We start from the raw sequence: 17,531 nt of genomic DNA on the forward strand, positions 1-17,531 counted from the left end.
CCTGTTTTGGGTGCAACAATGCGGCCATGGACGACGCCGAGATCGAGTTGCTGCCGCCGGGTACCGCGCTGGCGTGGGGGCACGCCCCGGCGCCCCGGCGCGGGCCGAAACCGGGATACAGCCTCGAACAGATCGTCGCCGCGGCCATCGCGCAGGCGGACGCGGAGGGCTACGCGGCGCTGTCCATGCCGTCGATCGCCAAACGGCTCGGCATCACCGCGAACGCGCTGTACCGGTACCTGAGCTCCAAAGAGGAGCTACTCGTCCTGGTTGCCGAGGCGGCGTGGGGCCCGCCGCCGGAGCCGGTCTCCGGCGATTGGCGCTCGGCGGTCACCGTCTGGGCACGCGCGCTCCTCGAACGCTGCCACCGCCATCCGTGGTTGATCGACCTGCCGGTGCGGAGCGTGCCGAGTACGCCGAATCTGCTGGGGTGGCTGGAAAACTTCCTGGAGGCGATGGCCGGCTCGGGCCTGGGTGTCCAGGACGCGACCGGTTGCGCCGTCCTGGTCGACGGATGGGTTCGCAGTACCGCTTCGTTGCTCCGGGACGTGAACGCGAGCCCGCCCGATCAGGTCCGGGCGCTGAGCGCGTTCCTCGGCCCACGCCTCGAAGGCCGGGGCTATGCGCGCGTCGCCGCCGTGGTTTCCGGCGAGGCGTACGGCGAGGAGGGTATGGAGGAGACCGACGTCGAGTTCGGTCTCGGTCGCATCCTGGACGGCATCGAGGCGCTCATCGAACGCCGGTGAACACCCCGTCGAGCCGGTAGTCGACGATCTCTTCCGCGCGCTCGGCCGTGTAGGCGTCGACCATGATCCCCGTGACGAGGCCGGCGGACATCGTCGCGAGCGCGTCCGCCTCGAGCCCGGCGTCGAGGCGGGCGGGGACGTCGCCTTTCTCCTGGGCCGCCTGGAGCAGGCCGGCGATCGCGGCGACCAGGTGGGGCAGCAGAGGTTCCTGATCCGGATCCTGGCTCCCGCGCGTGACGTCGACGGCGAAGTACGCGATCTGGACCGCGGCCAGCATGCGGCGGCGTTCACCGTCCGGCAGGACGGCGGTCAGGTAGGCGCGCACGATGGTGCGTTCGTCGCCCGTCTTCATCGCCTCGCCGATGCTCTTCCCGGCGATCTCGCCGGTCAGTTCGACCACTCGCTGCCACGCGAACCGCAGCATCTCTTCCTTGGTCGGGAAGTAGTACTGGACCAGGTTCATCGAGATGCCCGCCTCCGCGGCGACCGCACGCAGGGTGACCGCCTGCAGGCCTTGGGCGGCGGCGATCCGGAAGAGGGCCTCCGCGATCTCGCGCCTGCGCTCTTGGTGGTCGACACGTTTCGGCACGCGATCACTCTGCCATGCCGGTCGGGGCTGGCCGGAACGGCCACCCACTGTTATGGTGCAAGTGCACCATAAAACACGAGGAGGTCCGATGCTGGGGGAGTTCACCGACAAGAAGGCCGAGGAACGGTTCTTCGCGACCTATGACGCCATCCTGCGGAAGTGGCCGGTTCCCGCCGAGGAGCTGGACATCGCGACGAGATTCGGCCCGACCCGCGTCCGGGCCGGCGGGCCGGAAGACGGTCCGCCGATCATGCTGCTCTCCGGGGGAATGGGCACCTCGCTGTCCTGGTATCCGCATATCGCCGAACTCGCCGCCCGGCACCGGGTCTACGCGGTCGACAGCATCGGCGAGCCGGGGCGATCGGTCCAGACCGCTCCCCTGGAGTCCGTGGAGGACTGCGCGGACTGGCTCGCCGAGGTCGTCGACGGGGTACTGGCGGGGACCGGCCACGACAAGGTCCACCTCGCCGGCGTCTCCCGAGGTGGCTGGCTCGCCTTGAACCTCGCCACCCGGAAGACCGACCGGATCGCCGGAGTCGTCGCCATCGAAGCCGCCGGCTTCGGCGTGATCGACCGGAGCTTCATCTGGTGGAGCTTCCGGGAGATCTTCCTCTGGTTCCTGCCCAAGTGGGTCCTGCGGCTGGTGGCGTCCGGCGATCCGGACGCGCGGCGCACCTTCCGGCCCCTGTTGTTCGCCGCGCTCAAGTACAAGCAGCAGCTACCTGAGATGCACCTGTTCGGCGACGACGAGTTGTCCAGGATCGACGTACCCACCCGGATTCTCGTCGCCGAACGCAGCGTCATCCAGCGTGCCCGCGAGGTGGAAGCCCGGCTCGGCTCGGTGAACCCGCATATCGAGGTCGAAGTCGTTCCCAAGACGACCCATGGGCTGTCCCTGGAGAAACCGGAGCTGGTCACCGCCCGGATCCTCGAGGCCGCGCGTCACGCCGCGGCCACCTGATCCGGCCATGACGGCGAGCGGCCGAGCAGGGCGACGATCGTGTCCAAAGCGGACCGACCTGATGCGTCGACGGCCGGGGCGAAGGCGGCGCCCGGAGCCTTCCGGTTCTTCCCGTCCGGGATCGCCTTCGCGAAGCCCAGTCCGGCGTCGAGCACCTCTCGCTGGAACTTCAGTGGAAGGCCGAGGGTTTTGGCCACGTCCCAGGAGTGCACCAGGTAGTCGACGAAATGGAACCCCAGCGCCTGCTCCGCGGTGAAGGTGATTTCGGTGGAGAACTCGGGAAGGACGAACCTCCGGTCGGCCAGGTCGTGCGGGACGAAAGCGTTCAGGACCCGGTTCACCGAGGCACGATAGGTCGCGACGGGGTCGTCTCCCAGCGGGAGCAGCCGCCATTGGTCGAGGCTGCTCCCGCCCTCGGCCGCGGCGGCGAAACCGTGGTGCTGGGTCGCCATGTGCGCCAGCAGTCCGTGCAAGGTCCAAGCGCTGCACGGGGTCGGCTTGGCCAGATCCGACGGGGTGATCTTGCCGACGAGGTCGAGGCTGGTCCGGGTCGCCAGGGCGTCGAGGATGCGGAGTTTATCGATAGGCATACGCATATCATCTACATGTGCATACGAGTTCGTCAACAGGTTTCGCGGACGAGGTCGGTATGGTCTGCCCATGGCGGAGCAGGGGAGGCCGGATCTCGCGGCGATGCTCGGCGGGCTGATGCGACGGCTGATGAACGCCGAGACGCCGGTGCTGGCCGAGCACGGGTTGACCATGTGGGGTTACGTGGTGCTGAGCGCGCTCGACGACGGACCCGTCCGCACGCAGGCCGCCCTCGCGAAGGCGATCGGCGCGGACAAGACCCGGATCATCGGCACCCTCGACAATCTTCAAGAGGACGGGCTGATCACCCGCGAGCCCGATCCGAAGGACCGCAGGGTCCGGCTGCTGGGGATCACCGGGGCAGGCCGGACCGCGCGAAGGTCGGCCCAGTCGAAGATCCAGGAGCAGGAAGAACGGCTGCTCGGACGGCTTCCCGCCGCCGACCGTGAAGCCTTCCTTCGCGCCGCGCGTGTGTTGTCCGAAGCCGAGTGGCCGTGACCGGGTTCAGCCGAGGACTTCGGTGACCACGCCCGGCGGGTAGTCCGACGGCGAACGCCGCCACCACGCGCCGAAAGCCTGAGCCAGCCGCCTCGGCACCTCGACCTGCGCACCACCGCCGTGGAAGTCGATCGTGACCAGTACCCCGCCGATTTCCGTGGTGTCCCAAGGGATTCGCCGGACCAGTTTCGCGTAGTCGGCGCTGGCGGACACGAACGTGACCACCTTCGTCGCCCCGATGCGGCGGGCTTCTCCGAGCACGGCGTCTTCGAGCACTCCCGGCGGCCAGTCACCGAGCTTGAGCTTCCGGTCGTAGGAGGAGATCGGCTCCTCGGCGCGCAGGATTCCGTAGCCACCGCTGAGGATCAGCAACCGCCCGGAGGCGGCGGCCTCGCCGAGGGCACCGCCGACGTTCCGGTAGAAGTTCCCGGTGTAGCGGAGCCACGCGGGCCGCAGCCCGCCACCGTCGACCTTGGACCGCGTCAGGACTTCGGCCCGTGCGCGGAGCATCGGCTCGGGCCACGGCGCTTCAGTCCACGTGGGCGCCTCGCCGCCTCGGTTCTTCGCCTTCGAGGGGCCGAGCACGATCAGGCTCTCGCTCGGCTCGATCGCGGTCAGAACGGTCACCCGCGCACCCTAAAGCGCCTCGCTGACCGGACGCTGATCGGTCCCGGGCATGCTGGAGGGACCAGACCGCGGAAGGAGGACCATGTCGCCACTCGTCGTGCACGGCCTGTGGTCCCGTGGCCGCGGGATCGTGCTCTGGGGCGAGCACGGCGACCGCCCGGCGACGACGTCGATGCGGCCGTCGAACGCGGCCCGGCCGCATCCGTTCGCCGCGTCGGTCGCGGATCTGACCGCCTTGCACCCCGGCAAACCGGCGTCGGCCGTCCTGCTGCTCCCGTCGCGGCGCGGCGGTCCCGTCGCCTCGCCCGAACTGGGCGTTCGCGCTCGTCCGCAGCAGGAGTCGACGCTGGAATCCTGGTCGGTCCCGGCGATCCTGGTCGATCCTTCGGAGCTGGAGGACCTGGCCGAGACGGTCGGCTACGGCACCTCGGTCCGCCATCTGCGCGCCGTCGTCCGGCTGGCGGACGATCTGGTGCGCCGCGGCCGGGTGCTGCCCACGCTCGTCCGCGACGAGATCGTGGCGCGGGCGCGCTGGCGGCCCGTGGCCAGAGGTGGTGACGCGGTCGCGGTCCGGGCGCTGATCGCAGCGACGCCGCCGGTCGGCCGGGCCGAACATCCCGGGCCGGATCCGGCGGCGCTCGTCACCGACGCGCTCCACACCCTGGTCGACGCCGCGGTCCGCGATCGCCTCGCCGCCGCCGGGCACGCCACGGAAAGCGATGGCCGCGAGGGCCCGTTCGGGTCGTGGCTTCACGCGCTGAAGAGCGCGGACGACCGGATCGGCCAGGCGCCGGGCCGCATGGGGATCGTCGCCGAGGGCATCGCCGCCTGGGACGCGGTCGGCGACACCGACCTGACCGAGGGCACCGTCTGCGTCCGGCTCGACGAGGTTCCCACCCTGCACGATCCGGCCGACGACCCCGACGACCAGACCGGCGACGGCACCAAGTGGCAGCTGCGGTTCCTCCTGCGCTCCACCGCGGATCCGAGTCTCCTGCTCCCGGCGGAAGACGTCTGGTCCGGCAAGGCCGGGGCCAAGTTCACCGATCCCGAGGGCCTGTTCAGCGCCGAGCTGGAGCGCGCCGCCGAAGTGCTGCCGCTGCTCGGGCCCGCGGTCGAGACGGAGAAGCCGGGCGGCTACGACCTCACCGTCGCCGAAACCGTGGAGTTCCTCGAAGGCGGCGCGGAACGGCTGGTGGCGGCCGGATTCGACGTCCAGCTCCCGGCGAGCTGGGGCGGCAGGCGCAAGCTCGCGCTCAAGCTGTCGGTCCGCGGCGCGCCGGTCGACCAGGCCGCCGTGCACCGGCTCGGCCGTCACCAGCTCGCCTCCTACCGTTGGGCGCTCGCCGTCGGGGAGGACGCGCTGACCGACGAAGAACTCGCCGGGCTCGCCGCCGCGAAGTCGTCGTTGGTGCGGTTACGCGGCCGATGGGTGAGCGTGGACCCGGACCTGCTGCGCGCCGGCCTCGAATACCTCCGTCGCGACCCGGACCGCGAGAAGCCGCCGCTGCCCACCCCGGCGGACCTCCTGGCTCTGCTCCACGGTGGCTTCGAGGCGCCACTGCCGGTCACCGAGGTCACGACCGACGGCTGGATCGACGACTTCCTCGCCGGCCGGGTCCAGCGCACGATCGAGCCGGTCGAGCCGCCGCCGGCGTTCCTGGCGACCCTGCGGCCGTACCAGAGCCGCGGTGTCGCGTGGCTTTCGTTCATGACGTCGATCGGGCTCGGGGCCTGCCTCGCCGACGACATGGGGCTGGGCAAGACCGTCCAGCTGCTCGCGCTCGAAGCGATCGAGCGGGCTCAGGGCGACCGGCGGCCGACCCTGCTGGTCTGCCCGATGTCGCTGCTCGGCACGTGGCGACGGGAAGCGGCGAAGTTCGCTCCGGAACTGCGCGTCCACCTCCACCACGGCGCGGATCGCGGACGCGTGCGGGCCGAGGGCGCGGACCTGGTCGTCACCACCTACTCCACCGCGGCCCGCGACGCGGACGAACTGGCGGCCATCCGGTGGCACCGGCTCGTGCTCGACGAGGCGCAGGCGGTCAAGAACCAGAACACCGGGCCCGCGCAGGCCTTGCGCCGGATCCCCGCCGGGCACCGGATCGCGCTGACCGGGACCCCGGTGGAGAACCGGCTGGCCGACCTGTGGGCGCTTTCGGATCTGCTCAACCCCGGCCTGCTCGGGGGCAGGCAGGAGTTCCGCGAGCGGTTCGAGGTGCCCATCGAGCGCCGGGGCGATGTTCCCGCGGCCACCGAACTACGCCGGCTGACCCGGCCGTTCCTGTTGCGGCGCCTCAAAACCGACCCCACCGTGCTCGCCGATCTGCCCGAGAAGATCGAGATCCTCCAGGAATACCGCCTCACCCGCGAACAGGTGACGCTGTACCGCGCCACCGTGGACGAGATGATGACCAAGATCGCCGACAGCGCCGGGGTCAAACGGCGCGGCAACATCCTCGCCGCGATCACCAAGCTCAAGCAGATCTGCAACCACCCCGCGCATCTGCTGCACGACGGCTCGCCGATCGGGCACCGCTCCGGCAAGGTCAACCGGCTCGAAGAGCTCCTGGCGGAGATCCTGGACGCCGGTGATCGGGCGTTGTGCTTCACCCAGTTCGCGGAATTCGGGCACTTGCTCGTACCGCATCTTTCGCATCGGCTGAACGCGAAGATCGCCTTCCTGCACGGAGGCCTTTCGCAGCGGCGCCGCGACTCGATCGTCGAGCACTTCCAGTCGGGCGACGGGCCGTCGATCCTGCTCGCGTCACTGAAGACCGGGGGATCGGGGCTGACGCTGACCGCGGCCACCCACGTCCTGCATCTCGACCGGTGGTGGAATCCGGCGGTCGAGGAGCAGGCCACCGACCGTGTCTTCCGGATCGGCCAGCGGCACAGCGTCCAGGTGCGGAAGTTCGTCTGCCCCGGCACCATCGAGGAGCGGATCGACGCCGTCATCACGAAGAAGGAGGCGCTGGCGGGCCTCGTCGTCACCGACGGGGAGGACTGGCTCACCGAGCTCTCCACCGATTCACTGCGCGAGGTCTTCGCGCTCGGACGGGAGGCGGGCGATGACTGACGGGTTCCGCCGGGCACTCGACGAGTTGGGCGTCCACAAAGGACTCATACCGCCCTGCCGGGTCGACACGCTCGCGATCGGTCCCGGCGCCGCGGTCGCCGGAGTCCGGGTGACCCGGCAACGCTTCTACGAGGCCCGCATCGGCCTGCCGACGTTCGGCAAGCAGGTGTGGACGGCGGTCATCGCCGCCGTCGTCGCGGACGAGACCGCGAAGACCGCCTTGCTCGACGGCCGGGTCCCGGACGACATCGATCGCTTCTTCGCTGCCGAGCAGGTGCCGCTGTTCCCCGAGGCGGCGTGGGAGCTGTCGCTGGACTGCACGTGCCCCGGCACCCGCGTTCCGTGCGATCACCTCGTCGCCGCGCTGATCGCGCTCGAAGCGGAGGCGGACCCGTTCGCGATCTTCGCGCTCCGCGGACGGGACCGGACGGCTCTGATCGAGGAGATCGGACGGCAGGCGGGCGCCAGGGTGACCGCCCCGTCGGCGGAAGCGGAGACACCCGGCCTCGACGAGGTGATGGGCGACTTCTTCGGCTGGGGTCCGGCGGGCGACGTCACGAACACGCGACGGCCGCGCGCCGGGGATCCGTTGGGGCTGCTCGACGAGGTCCCGCCGCTCACGGCCACAGTGGACGGAACGTCGGTCACCGATCTGCTGCGACCGCTCTACCGGGCGATCACCGGTCAGGCGAAGTAGGCGCCGACGATGTCATCGTCCACTTCGGACAGAGTGGCGGGGCGCCACTTCGGGGAGCGGTCCTTGTCGATGATCTGCGCTCGGATCCCTTCGGCGAATTCGGCGGTCGAGAGCGCGTGCGTCGAGATCCGGAGCTCTTGTGCCAGCGCGGTTTCCAGATCCGGCATCGCGGCGGCGGACCGGAGCGCCCGCAGAGTCACCTTCAACGCCGTCGGCGACTTCGCCTCGATCTCCTTGGCGGCGGTGGCCGCGGCGTCGCCCTCGGCGTGGAGCCTGGCAAGGATCTCCTCGACGGTGTGCGCCGCGTAGCACCGGTCGATCCAGATGGCGTCGGCGGCCAGCGTGCTCGGCGGCGCGGGTTCGGCGATCAGCTTCAGCGCGTCGTCCGGTGTGCGGGCCGCCAGCGCGTCGAGCAGGTCCGGGATCCGTTCGCTGGACACGAAATGGTCGGCGAGTCCACAGTGGATCGCGTCGGGCCCCGAGATCGCCCCGGCGGTGAGCGCCATATGCGTCCCGAGTTCGCCGGGCGTGCGGGACAGCAGGTACGTGCCGCCGACGTCCGGGACGAAGCCGATCCCGGTCTCGGGCATGCCGACCCGGGACCGTTCGGTGACGATCCGGTGGCTGCCGTGCGCGGAGACGCCGACCCCGCCGCCCATGACCAGCCCGTCCATCAGCGCGAGGTAGGGCTTCGGATAGCGCGAGATCACGGTGTTGAGGCGATATTCGTCGGCCCAGAACCGCAGGGACGCGATGCCGCCACCGCGAGCGTCCTCGTGGATGGCGCGGATGTCGCCGCCCGCGCAGAGTCCGCGATCGCCGGCGCCGTCGATCAGCACGGCGCGGACACCCGGGTCGGTGCGCCACGCTTCGAGGTGGTCGAGCATGGCGAGGACCATGCCGTGGTTCAGCGAGTTCAGCGCGCGCGGCCGGTTCAGCGTGATCCGGCCGATTCCGCTCTCGACAAGGAATTGGACGTCGTTCACGAAGCCACCCTAAAAGTCGGAAGTCCGACCATGTGGCGCCTGTGGCGCACGCCTCAGCGTTCCTGTCGCCGATCCGTGTTTGCGAATGCGAACATCTGCGGGCGGCCGCCGCGAGAATTCTGGTAGTCGTCGGTCATGACCGAACAGCCCACAGCGGCGGAGCTGGCCGACGAACTCCTCGACGTCCTCGCGACCGAGATGCCCTTGATGGCGACCTTCGACAACGTCCCCGGACACGATCACGAACTGAGGGACGTCTCGGCGGCGGGCGACGAGCGGCTGCGGGAGCGGGCCACCCGCATCGCCGCGCACGCCGCCCGGTCCGCGGATCCGGACCGGATCACCCTCGGGGTGATCGCCCATCACGCGGAATCGCTGCTGACCAGGCTGGACTCGCGGCTGACCGAGTTCGTCGTCGCCGACCAGATGGCCGCTGAAGGGACCGGGGTGCTGTCCTGGCTTCCGCAGCTCGCGCCGTCGGGGGAGCAGGCGGAAGAGGACTACCTGGCCAGGCTGGCGGCGTTCCCGGAGTTCTTCGCGGCGCTGGCCGGCCGCCACCGTGCGGGGGTCGCGGCGGGGCGGACCCCGGTGGAACGGGCGGTACGCGGCGCGATCGACCATGTCGACCGGTTCCTGGCCGCCGAGCCCAACCCGCTGCTCGTCCCGCCGCTGACCGGCGACCGCGCGGAGCGACGAGAGCGGCTGTTCACCGAGAAGGTGCGGCCGGCGCTCCTCGCCTATCGCGAGGTGCTCGCCCGCGAGATCGCCGGACACGGCCGTTCCGACGACCGGCCGGGCCTCTGCTGGCTGGACGGCGGCAAGGAGAGCTACGCGGGCCTGGTCAGGACGCACACCACCACTGGGATCTCGCCGGAGGAACTGCACGAGACCGGTCTCGCGGTCGGCCGGGCGCTGGACGACGAGTACCGGCGGCTCGGTGCGGCCGTGTTCGGTGAGGACGACCCCGTCGCGGTTCGGCGCCGGATGCGCACCGATCCGTCGCTGTGCTGGCGGGACGCGGACGAGATGCTCACGACCGCGACGGAAGCGGTCGCGCGAGCCACCGCCGCCGCGCCCGGCTGGTTCCGCCGGGTGCCGTCGGCCGAATGCGTGGTCCGTGCCGTGCCGGAAGCCGACGGGCCCTCCGCCGCGCAGGCGTATTACATGCCGCCGTCGGCCGACGGCACCCGGCCCGGGCTCTACTTCACCAACACCTACCGGGTGACCGAACGGTTCCGGTTCATCGCCGAGTCGGTCGCTTTCCACGAAGCCGTTCCAGGCCACCACTTCCAGGCCTGCGTGTCCTACGAGCTGGAAGACGTGCCCCGGCTGCGCAGGCTCGTCCCGCTCTCGGCCTTCGACGAAGGCTGGGCGCTCTACACCGAGCGCCTCGCCGACGAGATGGGCCTGTACTCCGACGACGTCATGCGGCTGGGCATGGTCGCCGAGGACTCCTTGCGCGCGGCGCGGCTCGTGGTGGACACCGGACTGCACGCGCTGGGCTGGACCCGGCAGCAGTGCGTGGACTACCTCGCCGAACACTGCGTGCTCAGCGACGTGGAGTTGCAATCCGAGACCGACCGGTACATCGAATGGCCCGGTCAGGCCCTGTCGTACATGACGGGCAGGCTGGAAATCCAGCGGTTACGCGCCTTCGCCGAGGAGCGGCTGGGCGATGCCTTCGACATCCGGGACTTCCACGACGTCGTGCTGGGGAACGGGCAGGTGCCGCTGCCCGTGCTCGACGGCATCGTGCGGGAGTGGGCCGGCACGCGGCGCCGGGAGTGACCCCGGCGCCGCGTGCCCGGGCTCAGTCGCGCTTCGCGAGCGTCGCGACTTCGGCGTCGGTCAGCGGCCGGTCGTAGAGCCGGACGTCGTCCACCGCGCCGCGCAGGAAGTCGACCTGCTGACCGCCGTACTGGCCGCGGCCGATCACCGTGTGCCCGGTGCTCGGCGCGGCGGAGCAGGCGTTCTGCGAGGCGACCTTCGTGCCGTCGACGTAGAGCGACAACGTGCCCGCCTTGGCGTCGCGAACACCGGTCAGGTGGTACCAGCGGCCGACTTCCGGCTTCTCCGGGGAGAGGGCACGGAGGCCGATGAAGCTCATCGCCCACCGCTGGTCCTGTCCGGAGTACTGCAGGAAGAACGCGCTGTCGCGGCCGGTGTCCTGGCTGACGACGGTCTGGAACGCGCCGCTCGCCTCATCCAGCTTGGCCCACGCCGAAACCGAGTAGCTGCCGGCCGTGTTCACGAGGTTCGCCCCGGTGTCGGCCTGCCCGTTGCCCGCGAAGGCCAGCGCGCCACCCTGGACGCCGCCCGCCCACTGCGCGTTGGTCAGCGTGGCGTGCGCGGTGCCGACCGAGTCCTTGGCACTGGATCCAGTGCCCTCGTCGAACTTGTAGGCGTGCACGCCGTCGATCCCCGGAGTGCCGGGGCCCGGGTCGGGAGCGCCGGAGCCGCTGCCGTCGGCGTTACGGATGATCGCCTGGTTGACCGCGCGCACCTGCGCGAAGTCCATCTTCTTCACCTGCCTGTCGTAGGTGAAGAAGCCGTTGACCTCGTGCTCGACGTCAGTGATCTGCGTGTAGATCGAGCCGCTGATGCCGCAGCTCTGCGCCGAGGCGAGCACGTCGCGCTGGTTCTGGACGTAGCGGCTGTTCAAGGTCGCCTGGTCCTTGACCATCTCGTAGGCGTGGCCTTCGCCGAACCACATGTGGTTCTCGACTTCGAGGCCGTAGCCGCCGTGTTCGCCGTCGATCGAGATCCGCTTGGCGTCGGGCATCGGCTTGGCGGGGCCGGGGTAGGCGTGCCAGTCGATGACGTCGCCCTTGCCGGAGTCGCCGAGGGAGTCACAGCAGTTGACGCCACTGTGCGCGTTGACCAGGCGCGTCGGATCCTGGGCCTTGACGTCGTCGGCGATCTTGCCGGTGGTCTCGCGCGACCACTCGCCCCAGCCCTCGTTGAACGGCACGTAGCCGACGATCGAGGTCCAGTTCTTCTTCTGCTCCACCAGTTCCTTCAGCTCGACCTGGAACTGCTGCTGCGCATCGGCGGGCGGACGGCCGCCGGTGCGCATCGACGGCATGTCCTGCCAGACGAGCAGACCGAGTTTGTCGGCGTGGTGGTACCAGCGGTCGGGCTCGGTCTTGATGTGCTTGCGGACCGTGTTGAAACCGAGGACCTTGTGCTGTTCCAGGTCGAAGCGGAGCGCCTGATCGGTCGGCGCGGTGTAGATGCCGTCCGGCCAGTAGCCCTGGTCCAAAGTGGACTGGAGGAAGAGGATCTTGCCGTTCAGGGTGAACCGGAGCTTGCCGTCGGCGCCCTTGGCCGTGCCGAATTCGCGCATGCCGAAGTAGGACGACACCCTGTCCACGGTGCGGCGGCCGTCCTTCAGATCGACGTCGAGGTCGTAGAGGAACGGCGAATCCGGTGACCAGAGCTTCGCCTTGGGCACGGGCAGGGAAATCGTCCCGCCAGCGGACGCCTTGGTGCGGCTCACCACCTTCCTGCCGTCGCGGACCACGGCCTCGACGGTCAGCCCGGAGTTCCCGCCGGTGTCGACGGTCAGCTTGAGCGTCGAGGATTCGAGATCGGGGACCATGCCGAGCGTGCCGACGTGCTTCGCCGCGACCGGCTCCATCCAGACCGTCTGCCAGATACCCGAGGCGCCCTCGTAGAAGATGCCTCGGTCGGGCACCAGCCGCTGCTTGCCGACGGGCTGCCAGGTCGCGTCGGCGCGATCCTCGACGCCGACGATGATCTCTTGTTCGCCATGGGGTTTCAGCGCCGAGGTCACGTCCGCGGAGAACGCGCCGTAGCCGCCTTGGTGTGCGGCGACCTCCTTGCCGTTGACGTAGACCTTCGCCTTGTAGTCGACGGCGCCGAAGTTGATCCGGAGCGTGTTGTCCCTGCCGACGTTCCAGTGCCGGGGCACGGTGAACGTCCGCCGGTACCACATGTGGTCCTCGTGCCGCTGGATCCCGGACAGGGCCGATTCGGTGGGGTAGGGGACCAGGATCTTCTCGGCGAGCTTCTCCCCGAAGGGCGGGACTTCACCGGGCGCGGCGCCGGCGAACTCCCAGACACCGTTGAGGTTCTGCCAGTTCTCGCGCACCAGTTGCGGGCGGGGGTACTCGGGCAACGCGTTGGTGGGCGACACCTGGTTCGTCCACGGGGTGGTCAGGCGCGGCTTGCCCATCTTCCAGCCGCTCTCCGCGGCCGCCGCGGGCCCCGACGTCGACGCCAGGGCGGTGATGGCGACCACCGCGGCGGTCAGGGATTTCCGGAAGCGTCTCCGGGGGCGGTGTGGTGACAACGTTGGCAACATCTGCTCGACACCCTTCTCCGGGGGCGGCCGCCTCGGCGGAGGTGCGCCTCCCACTGGACCTGTGCAGGCGTGAAACCACGACCCCGTGGCCGGTGGGAACCGGTGTGAGCCGGGCCACGGCAGGCCGTCAGGATGTTTTTACATCGTTGATACAACGTTGTAAAGCGTCGAACGCGTCGAATCGGTCGTGGATGGGGGAGCTGTCCTGGGTGTCAGGAGCGGCGGGTTCCCCGCAGCCACTCGTCGAGTTCGCGGTAGTCGGCGCCGGTCAGGCCGTCCCTGGGATCGACGCGGTGAAGCAGGGCAGGCCCGTCGTGATGGGCGGCCACCCATTCGCGATCGATCTCGGAGATCTCGTCGTCGATCCAGGCGAACGGGCGACCCTGGGCATGCTCCAGCAGGGGTCGGATCTTCCAGTGCAGACCGACGCGGGTGTCGAACTCGTCGCTCTCGGCGGGTTCCGGCCAATCCACGACCGGCAGGCGAGGCAGGCCGAGCCGGGGAGAAAGGGAGTCGTTGGCGTCGTGCAGCCAGGTCGTGGCCCAGACGAGTTCTCCGGGGAGTGCCTTCAGCTGTGGTCCATGCGAGGGATCGAGCCTGCCGAGGAGCGGGTTCTCGTCATCTCCCGGCGACGGTTCGAACGACCGGTACTGCGACGGCGCCAGGCCGAACGGGATGAGCGGGCCATCGACGTCGAGGTAGATCAGGGGAAGCGTCTCGGGGGTCGCCGTCACGAGGACGCACGTTATCGGTCTTCGCAGTCCACCCATTCGAAATACCCGGTCCCCGAGACCGCCCGGCTCCTGAACCTGCCCTCGAACGAGTACGCGCCCGCGTAGCCGCGTCCGTGCCCATAGCGCAGCGGGGCGTCCACGGTCCCGTCGAGCACGGCGACCTCGTCGTCGCCGTCCCGCACGGTCCAGCGGAATACTCGCGGGACCCGCATGGCGCGCCCTCGCGGGTCGATCTCGGGCTCCTCGCGGGCGGTCACCTCCACCGAGACGTCCTGGAACACCGTCGCCGAGCCGTCCAGCGTGCGCAGGTGCGCCAGCCGGCACGCGGTCGCGCCCGCCGCGCGGACGTCGGTGAGCAGGAGCTGGGTGTGCTCGTCGAGGTTGATCACGTGGTAGGTGAAGAAATCGACCGGCACCTTCCACCGTGGCGACACCGGCATACGGAACAGCGCCTGCGGTGAAACACATCGCGCGTATTCGACTGTGCAGAGATCGTCGACGTCGACGCGCTCGGTTCCGTCGGAGACCGTCCCGCGACAGGTCGCGAGCAGGCTGAGATGGTCGTAGACCGGGGTGCGCACGAAGTACGAAACCTGGGGCGTGGCGGTGATCTCCAGGTCTGCGCCGAAGCCGCCGTAATCCGCGCGCAGACGGTAGTTCGGATGGTCCGCCTCGATGGCCAGATCCTCGCCCCAGGCCAGACGCGACCCGTCGGCGGCGAACCGGCAGTCCAGCCGGGTGTCGTAGGCGCGGTAATGATGGTGTCCCGGCGCGGCGGTCGAGGACAGGACCGTCGCGGTGCGGCGGGCGTCCGGCCGGGCGAGGTAGTCGTTGTCGAAGCACACCGAGCCGGTGGCTCCGATGAAGGTCATGGTGTTGAGGTAGCGCAACGGCGACGGCAGCCGCGGCACGAAGACGCCGTAGTGCGTCCATGCCCATGTTCGCGAGTCCACGTGTGGCCGCAGGAAGCCGGGGCGGCTGAACGGCCGGCGTGATTCCTCGATGCGGTGATCCAGGCGGGGCAGGATCCGGTCGACCAGAACGGGGGCGGCTTTCCGCAGCAGCCCGGCGGTGCGGTGCTCCATGCGTTGACACGGTAACTGACTGATGAGTAACTTACTAGAGAGTCAGATCGAACGGAGGCGACGATGCCGGCCGAGGAGCGTTCGTGGTGGGGCTGGGGCACCACCGACGGCGAACTGTCCAAGGAAGAGTCCGACGCGCTGGCCGCCCGCACCTCGGGAGTGCTGCCCGGTCACGACTTCACCGATCACGCGCCACCGGACCCCGAAGATCTCGGCCTCCCGGCGCCGAGGATCCGGCCGCCCGCGACGCTCGCGGCGTTGTGCGGTGACGGAGCGGCCGACCGGCTGTCCCACGCCCGCGGCAAGGCGTTCCGCGACGTCGTCCGCAATCTGCTCGGACGGCTCGACCACGTCCCGGATCTGGTCGCCCGCCCGCGTACGGAACAGGATGTGGTCGACCTCCTGGACTGGTGCACAGCCTCCGGGATCCCGCTGATTCCTTACGGTGGCGGCAGTTCCGTGGTCGGCGGGGTCGAGCCGCGGTTCGACGCCCCCGCGGTTTCGATGGATCTCGCGGGTCTCGGCGAGGTGCTCGAAGTGGACACGGTCAGCCGCGCGGCGCGGATCCAGGCCGGAATCTTCGGGCCGGCGCTGGAAGACCGGCTTCGTCCGCTGGGGCTGACCCTTCGGCATTTCCCGCAGTCGTTCGCCCATTCGACCCTCGGCGGCTGGCTCGCCACCCGCGCGGGCGGGCATTTCGCCACCCTCGCCACGCATATCGACGATCTCACCGAATCACTGCGCGTCGTCACGCCTGCCGGCATCAGCGAATCCCGGCGTCTGCCGGGTTCGGGCGCCGGTCCCTCGCCGGACCGGATGTTCCTCGGCTCCGAGGGGACGCTCGGCGTGATCACCGAAGCCTGGATGCGCCTGCAGGACCGGCCCGTGTGGCAGGTGACCGCGTCCGTCGCCTTCGAACGGCAGGAAGACGCCGTCGCCGCCACCCGCGCGATCGCGCAGTCCGGTTTGTACCCGTCGAACTGCCGGCTGCTCGACCCGGCGGAGGCGTTCATCAACGCGGGCGCGAGCGTGGGTGGTGGTCTCCTGCTGGTCGCGTTCGAATCCGCCGATCACCCGGTCGACACCTGGCTCGACCGCGCGCTCGAACTGACCGCGGGCCACGGCGGCGTCGTGAAAGCCAGGCGCGGCAAGGATTCCGCCGGGCAGGACAGCGCGTCGGCCTGGCGATCGTCCTTCTTGCGGATGCCCTATCAACGCGACGCGCTCGCCCGCCGCTCCCTGATCGTCGAGACCTTCGAAACCGCGTGCACGTGGGACGGCTTCCCGGAATTCCACGACGCGATCACCTCGGCGGCCCGCGCCGCGATCGACGAGGTGTGCGACGGTGCCGGTGTCGTCACGTGCCGCTTCAGCCACGTGTACCCGGATGGCCCCGCGCCGTACTACGGGATCTACGCCGCCGGGCGCTGGGGAAGCACGGTCGCCCAGTGGGACGAGATCAAGGCCGCGGTTTCCGAGGCTATCGCGGGCCACGGCGGCACGATCACCCATCACCACGCCGTCGGCCGCGATCACCGGCCCTGGTACGACCGGCAGCGTCCCGGCCCCTTCGCCGCCGCGATCACCGCCGCCAAGGCCGCGCTCGACCCGGCGGGAATCCTCAATCCGGGGGTGCTGATCGGCTGACCGGGGGGCGCACGAACGACGTCAGCAGCGCGGTGAACCGCAGGGCGGCCAAGGACAACGTCCGTCCCGCCATGGTCTGCACCTGGGCTTCGCGTTTGCGGAACACTGCGTTGTCGAGCAGCACGTAGGCGACCCCTTCGGTGGCCGCGTCCTGCTCGATGTCACCCAATCCGCCGACCAAGGCGATCCCGCCACCGCAGCGGACGAACTCGTACTTCGGGCTCAGTTCGTTGCACTCCAGCACCGGATGCGCGGTGAGGTTTTCGATCCGCGCGGCGATGTCGAACAGGTCGCGCAGGCTCTGCCCCGGCGCCGGCAGCGCGAGCGGATGCTCGCACAGTTCGGCGAGCCCGACGGAGTCGTGGCCGGTCAGCGGATGATCGAGCGGGACGATCGCGTACACCGGGACCACGGCGGCGCTCTCGACGCGCACGCCGTGCTGAGGCCCGGTCGCGAACGTGACGGCGACGTCGGCGGTGCCTTCGAGGACACGGCGCGTCGCCTCGTCCCTGGTGACCACGTCGATGTGGAACGAGACGTCGTGATCGCGCCGGAACGCGGCGATGGCCTGCGGGACCACGCGGCGGGCGAATCCCTCGGAGCAGGCGACCGTCAGGGACCGGGCGTGGAGCCCGCGGCCGGTGCGGAGTTCGTCGACGAGAACGGCGGATTCGGCCTCGGCGCGCCGGACGTGGTCCAGCAGCCGGGTCCCGGCCTCGGTCGGCACCATGCCGCGGGGATGCCGCACGAACAACGGCACCCCGAGACCGGCTTCGAGCTTGGCGATCTGACGGCTGATGGCCGAGGGGGCCACCGTCAGTTCCGTCGCCGCCTCGGATACCGAACCGGTGCGGGCGACTTCGAGGAAGTACGTCAGCGCGATCGGCAGTAGTCGCATCAGAGGCTCCGCAGGTTTGCCGCAATGAGAACGCGGAGCACGGTAAACGGCAATGGTCAGGGTGCG

The 17,531-nt window shown here is 70.0% G+C and carries 15 protein-coding genes; 7 read left to right on the forward strand and 8 right to left on the reverse strand.

All coding sequences use genetic code 11. The features are described from left to right. Nucleotides 1-26: 26 nt before the first annotated feature. Entirely contained in the window at nt 27-746 is a 720-nt protein-coding gene (locus ACOCEP_RS28955; RefSeq protein WP_482332230.1) for a TetR/AcrR family transcriptional regulator, read from the forward strand. On the opposite strand, the gene ACOCEP_RS28960 is transcribed toward ACOCEP_RS28955, so the two are convergent. Continuing rightward, nucleotides 730-1,335, reverse strand: coding sequence for a TetR/AcrR family transcriptional regulator (locus ACOCEP_RS28960; protein ID WP_482332231.1), 606 nt, complete (start codon nt 1,333-1,335; stop codon nt 730-732). The two genes, ACOCEP_RS28955 and ACOCEP_RS28960, sit on opposite strands and share 17 nt — an antisense overlap. An 88-nt stretch (nt 1,336-1,423) precedes the next feature. Between ACOCEP_RS28960 and ACOCEP_RS28965 the strand changes: the two genes are divergently transcribed. Further along, on the forward strand, nt 1,424-2,296 hold the full coding sequence (locus ACOCEP_RS28965; RefSeq protein WP_482332232.1) for an alpha/beta fold hydrolase: 873 nt from the start codon (nt 1,424-1,426) through the stop codon (nt 2,294-2,296). Here ACOCEP_RS28965 and ACOCEP_RS28970 read toward each other — a convergent pair. Next, nucleotides 2,278-2,886, reverse strand: coding sequence for a TIGR03086 family metal-binding protein (locus ACOCEP_RS28970; protein WP_482332234.1), 609 nt, complete (start codon nt 2,884-2,886; stop codon nt 2,278-2,280). The two genes, ACOCEP_RS28965 and ACOCEP_RS28970, sit on opposite strands and share 19 nt — an antisense overlap. 70 nt (nt 2,887-2,956) lie before the next feature. Between ACOCEP_RS28970 and ACOCEP_RS28975 the strand changes: the two genes are divergently transcribed. Further along, nucleotides 2,957-3,385, forward strand: a complete 429-nt coding sequence (locus ACOCEP_RS28975) for a MarR family winged helix-turn-helix transcriptional regulator (protein ID WP_482332235.1) — start codon at nt 2,957-2,959, stop codon at nt 3,383-3,385. A gap of 6 nt (nt 3,386-3,391) precedes the next feature. Here the strand turns inward: ACOCEP_RS28975 and ACOCEP_RS28980 are convergent, their stop codons facing one another. Continuing rightward, nucleotides 3,392-4,012 carry a YaaA family protein gene (locus ACOCEP_RS28980; protein WP_482332236.1) on the reverse strand — a complete coding sequence of 207 codons (621 nt, stop codon included), beginning with the start codon at nt 4,010-4,012 and terminating at the stop codon, nt 3,392-3,394. Nucleotides 4,013-4,094: 82 nt separating this feature from the next. On the opposite strand from ACOCEP_RS28980, the gene ACOCEP_RS28985 reads away from it, so the two are divergent. Then, nucleotides 4,095-7,091, forward strand: a complete 2,997-nt coding sequence (locus ACOCEP_RS28985) for a DEAD/DEAH box helicase (RefSeq protein WP_482332237.1) — start codon at nt 4,095-4,097, stop codon at nt 7,089-7,091. Then, the gene (locus ACOCEP_RS28990) at nt 7,084-7,788 is read left to right on the forward strand and encodes an SWIM zinc finger family protein (protein WP_482332238.1); all 705 of its coding nucleotides are present in this window, start codon (nt 7,084-7,086) and stop codon (nt 7,786-7,788) included. Before ACOCEP_RS28985 ends, ACOCEP_RS28990 begins: the two co-directional genes overlap by 8 nt. Here ACOCEP_RS28990 and ACOCEP_RS28995 read toward each other — a convergent pair. Next, a complete protein-coding gene (locus ACOCEP_RS28995) occupies nt 7,776-8,774 on the reverse strand; it encodes an enoyl-CoA hydratase/isomerase family protein (RefSeq protein ID WP_482332239.1) in 999 nt (332 codons plus the stop codon). The two genes, ACOCEP_RS28990 and ACOCEP_RS28995, sit on opposite strands and share 13 nt — an antisense overlap. 135 nt (nt 8,775-8,909) lie before the next feature. On the opposite strand from ACOCEP_RS28995, the gene ACOCEP_RS29000 reads away from it, so the two are divergent. Next, nucleotides 8,910-10,562 (forward strand): DUF885 domain-containing protein, encoded by a 1,653-nt coding sequence (locus ACOCEP_RS29000; protein WP_482332240.1) that lies wholly within the window; start codon nt 8,910-8,912, stop codon nt 10,560-10,562. A 22-nt stretch (nt 10,563-10,584) separates the two neighbouring features. On the opposite strand, the gene ACOCEP_RS29005 is transcribed toward ACOCEP_RS29000, so the two are convergent. The 3 genes from ACOCEP_RS29005 to ACOCEP_RS29015 form a co-directional block, all read right to left on the reverse strand. Further along, the gene (locus tag ACOCEP_RS29005) at nt 10,585-13,038 is read right to left on the reverse strand and encodes a LamG-like jellyroll fold domain-containing protein (RefSeq protein WP_482339839.1); all 2,454 of its coding nucleotides are present in this window, start codon (nt 13,036-13,038) and stop codon (nt 10,585-10,587) included. 275 nt (nt 13,039-13,313) lie between these two features. Continuing rightward, complete coding sequence (locus tag ACOCEP_RS29010) at nt 13,314-13,835, reverse strand: HAD domain-containing protein (RefSeq protein ID WP_482332241.1); 522 nt, start codon at nt 13,833-13,835, stop codon at nt 13,314-13,316. A gap of 11 nt (nt 13,836-13,846) precedes the next feature. After that, complete coding sequence (locus tag ACOCEP_RS29015) at nt 13,847-14,920, reverse strand: DUF6670 family protein (protein WP_482332242.1); 1,074 nt, start codon at nt 14,918-14,920, stop codon at nt 13,847-13,849. 63 nt (nt 14,921-14,983) lie between these two features. Here ACOCEP_RS29015 and ACOCEP_RS29020 point away from each other — a divergent pair, with 63 nt between their 5' ends. Further along, nucleotides 14,984-16,567: an FAD-binding oxidoreductase gene (locus ACOCEP_RS29020; protein WP_482332243.1), complete on the forward strand. Its 1,584-nt coding sequence runs from the start codon at nt 14,984-14,986 to the stop codon at nt 16,565-16,567. Here the strand turns inward: ACOCEP_RS29020 and ACOCEP_RS29025 are convergent. Further along, nucleotides 16,542-17,465, reverse strand: coding sequence for a LysR family transcriptional regulator (locus ACOCEP_RS29025; RefSeq protein ID WP_482332244.1), 924 nt, complete (start codon nt 17,463-17,465; stop codon nt 16,542-16,544). The genes ACOCEP_RS29020 and ACOCEP_RS29025 overlap by 26 nt on opposite strands. Nucleotides 17,466-17,531: the final 66 nt, after the last annotated feature.

Source organism: Amycolatopsis sp. CA-211722 (assembly GCF_056828465.1).

What these genes read in the sequence shown, in the direction of transcription:
- ACOCEP_RS28955 (WP_482332230.1), top strand. Translation starts at nt 27, where the DNA reads ATGGACGACGCCGAGATCGAGTTGCTGCCGCCGGGTACCGCGCTGGCG.
- ACOCEP_RS28965 (WP_482332232.1), top strand. Translation starts at nt 1,424, where the DNA reads ATGCTGGGGGAGTTCACCGACAAGAAGGCCGAGGAACGGTTCTTCGCG.
- ACOCEP_RS28970 (WP_482332234.1), bottom strand. Translation starts at nt 2,886, where the DNA reads ATGCCTATCGATAAACTCCGCATCCTCGACGCCCTGGCGACCCGGACC.
- ACOCEP_RS28975 (WP_482332235.1), top strand. Translation starts at nt 2,957, where the DNA reads ATGGCGGAGCAGGGGAGGCCGGATCTCGCGGCGATGCTCGGCGGGCTG.
- ACOCEP_RS28985 (WP_482332237.1), top strand. Translation starts at nt 4,095, where the DNA reads ATGTCGCCACTCGTCGTGCACGGCCTGTGGTCCCGTGGCCGCGGGATC.
- ACOCEP_RS28990 (WP_482332238.1), top strand. Translation starts at nt 7,084, where the DNA reads ATGACTGACGGGTTCCGCCGGGCACTCGACGAGTTGGGCGTCCACAAA.
- ACOCEP_RS29000 (WP_482332240.1), top strand. Translation starts at nt 8,910, where the DNA reads ATGACCGAACAGCCCACAGCGGCGGAGCTGGCCGACGAACTCCTCGAC.
- ACOCEP_RS29015 (WP_482332242.1), bottom strand. Translation starts at nt 14,920, where the DNA reads ATGGAGCACCGCACCGCCGGGCTGCTGCGGAAAGCCGCCCCCGTTCTG.
- ACOCEP_RS29020 (WP_482332243.1), top strand. Translation starts at nt 14,984, where the DNA reads ATGCCGGCCGAGGAGCGTTCGTGGTGGGGCTGGGGCACCACCGACGGC.
- ACOCEP_RS29025 (WP_482332244.1), bottom strand. Translation starts at nt 17,465, where the DNA reads ATGCGACTACTGCCGATCGCGCTGACGTACTTCCTCGAAGTCGCCCGC.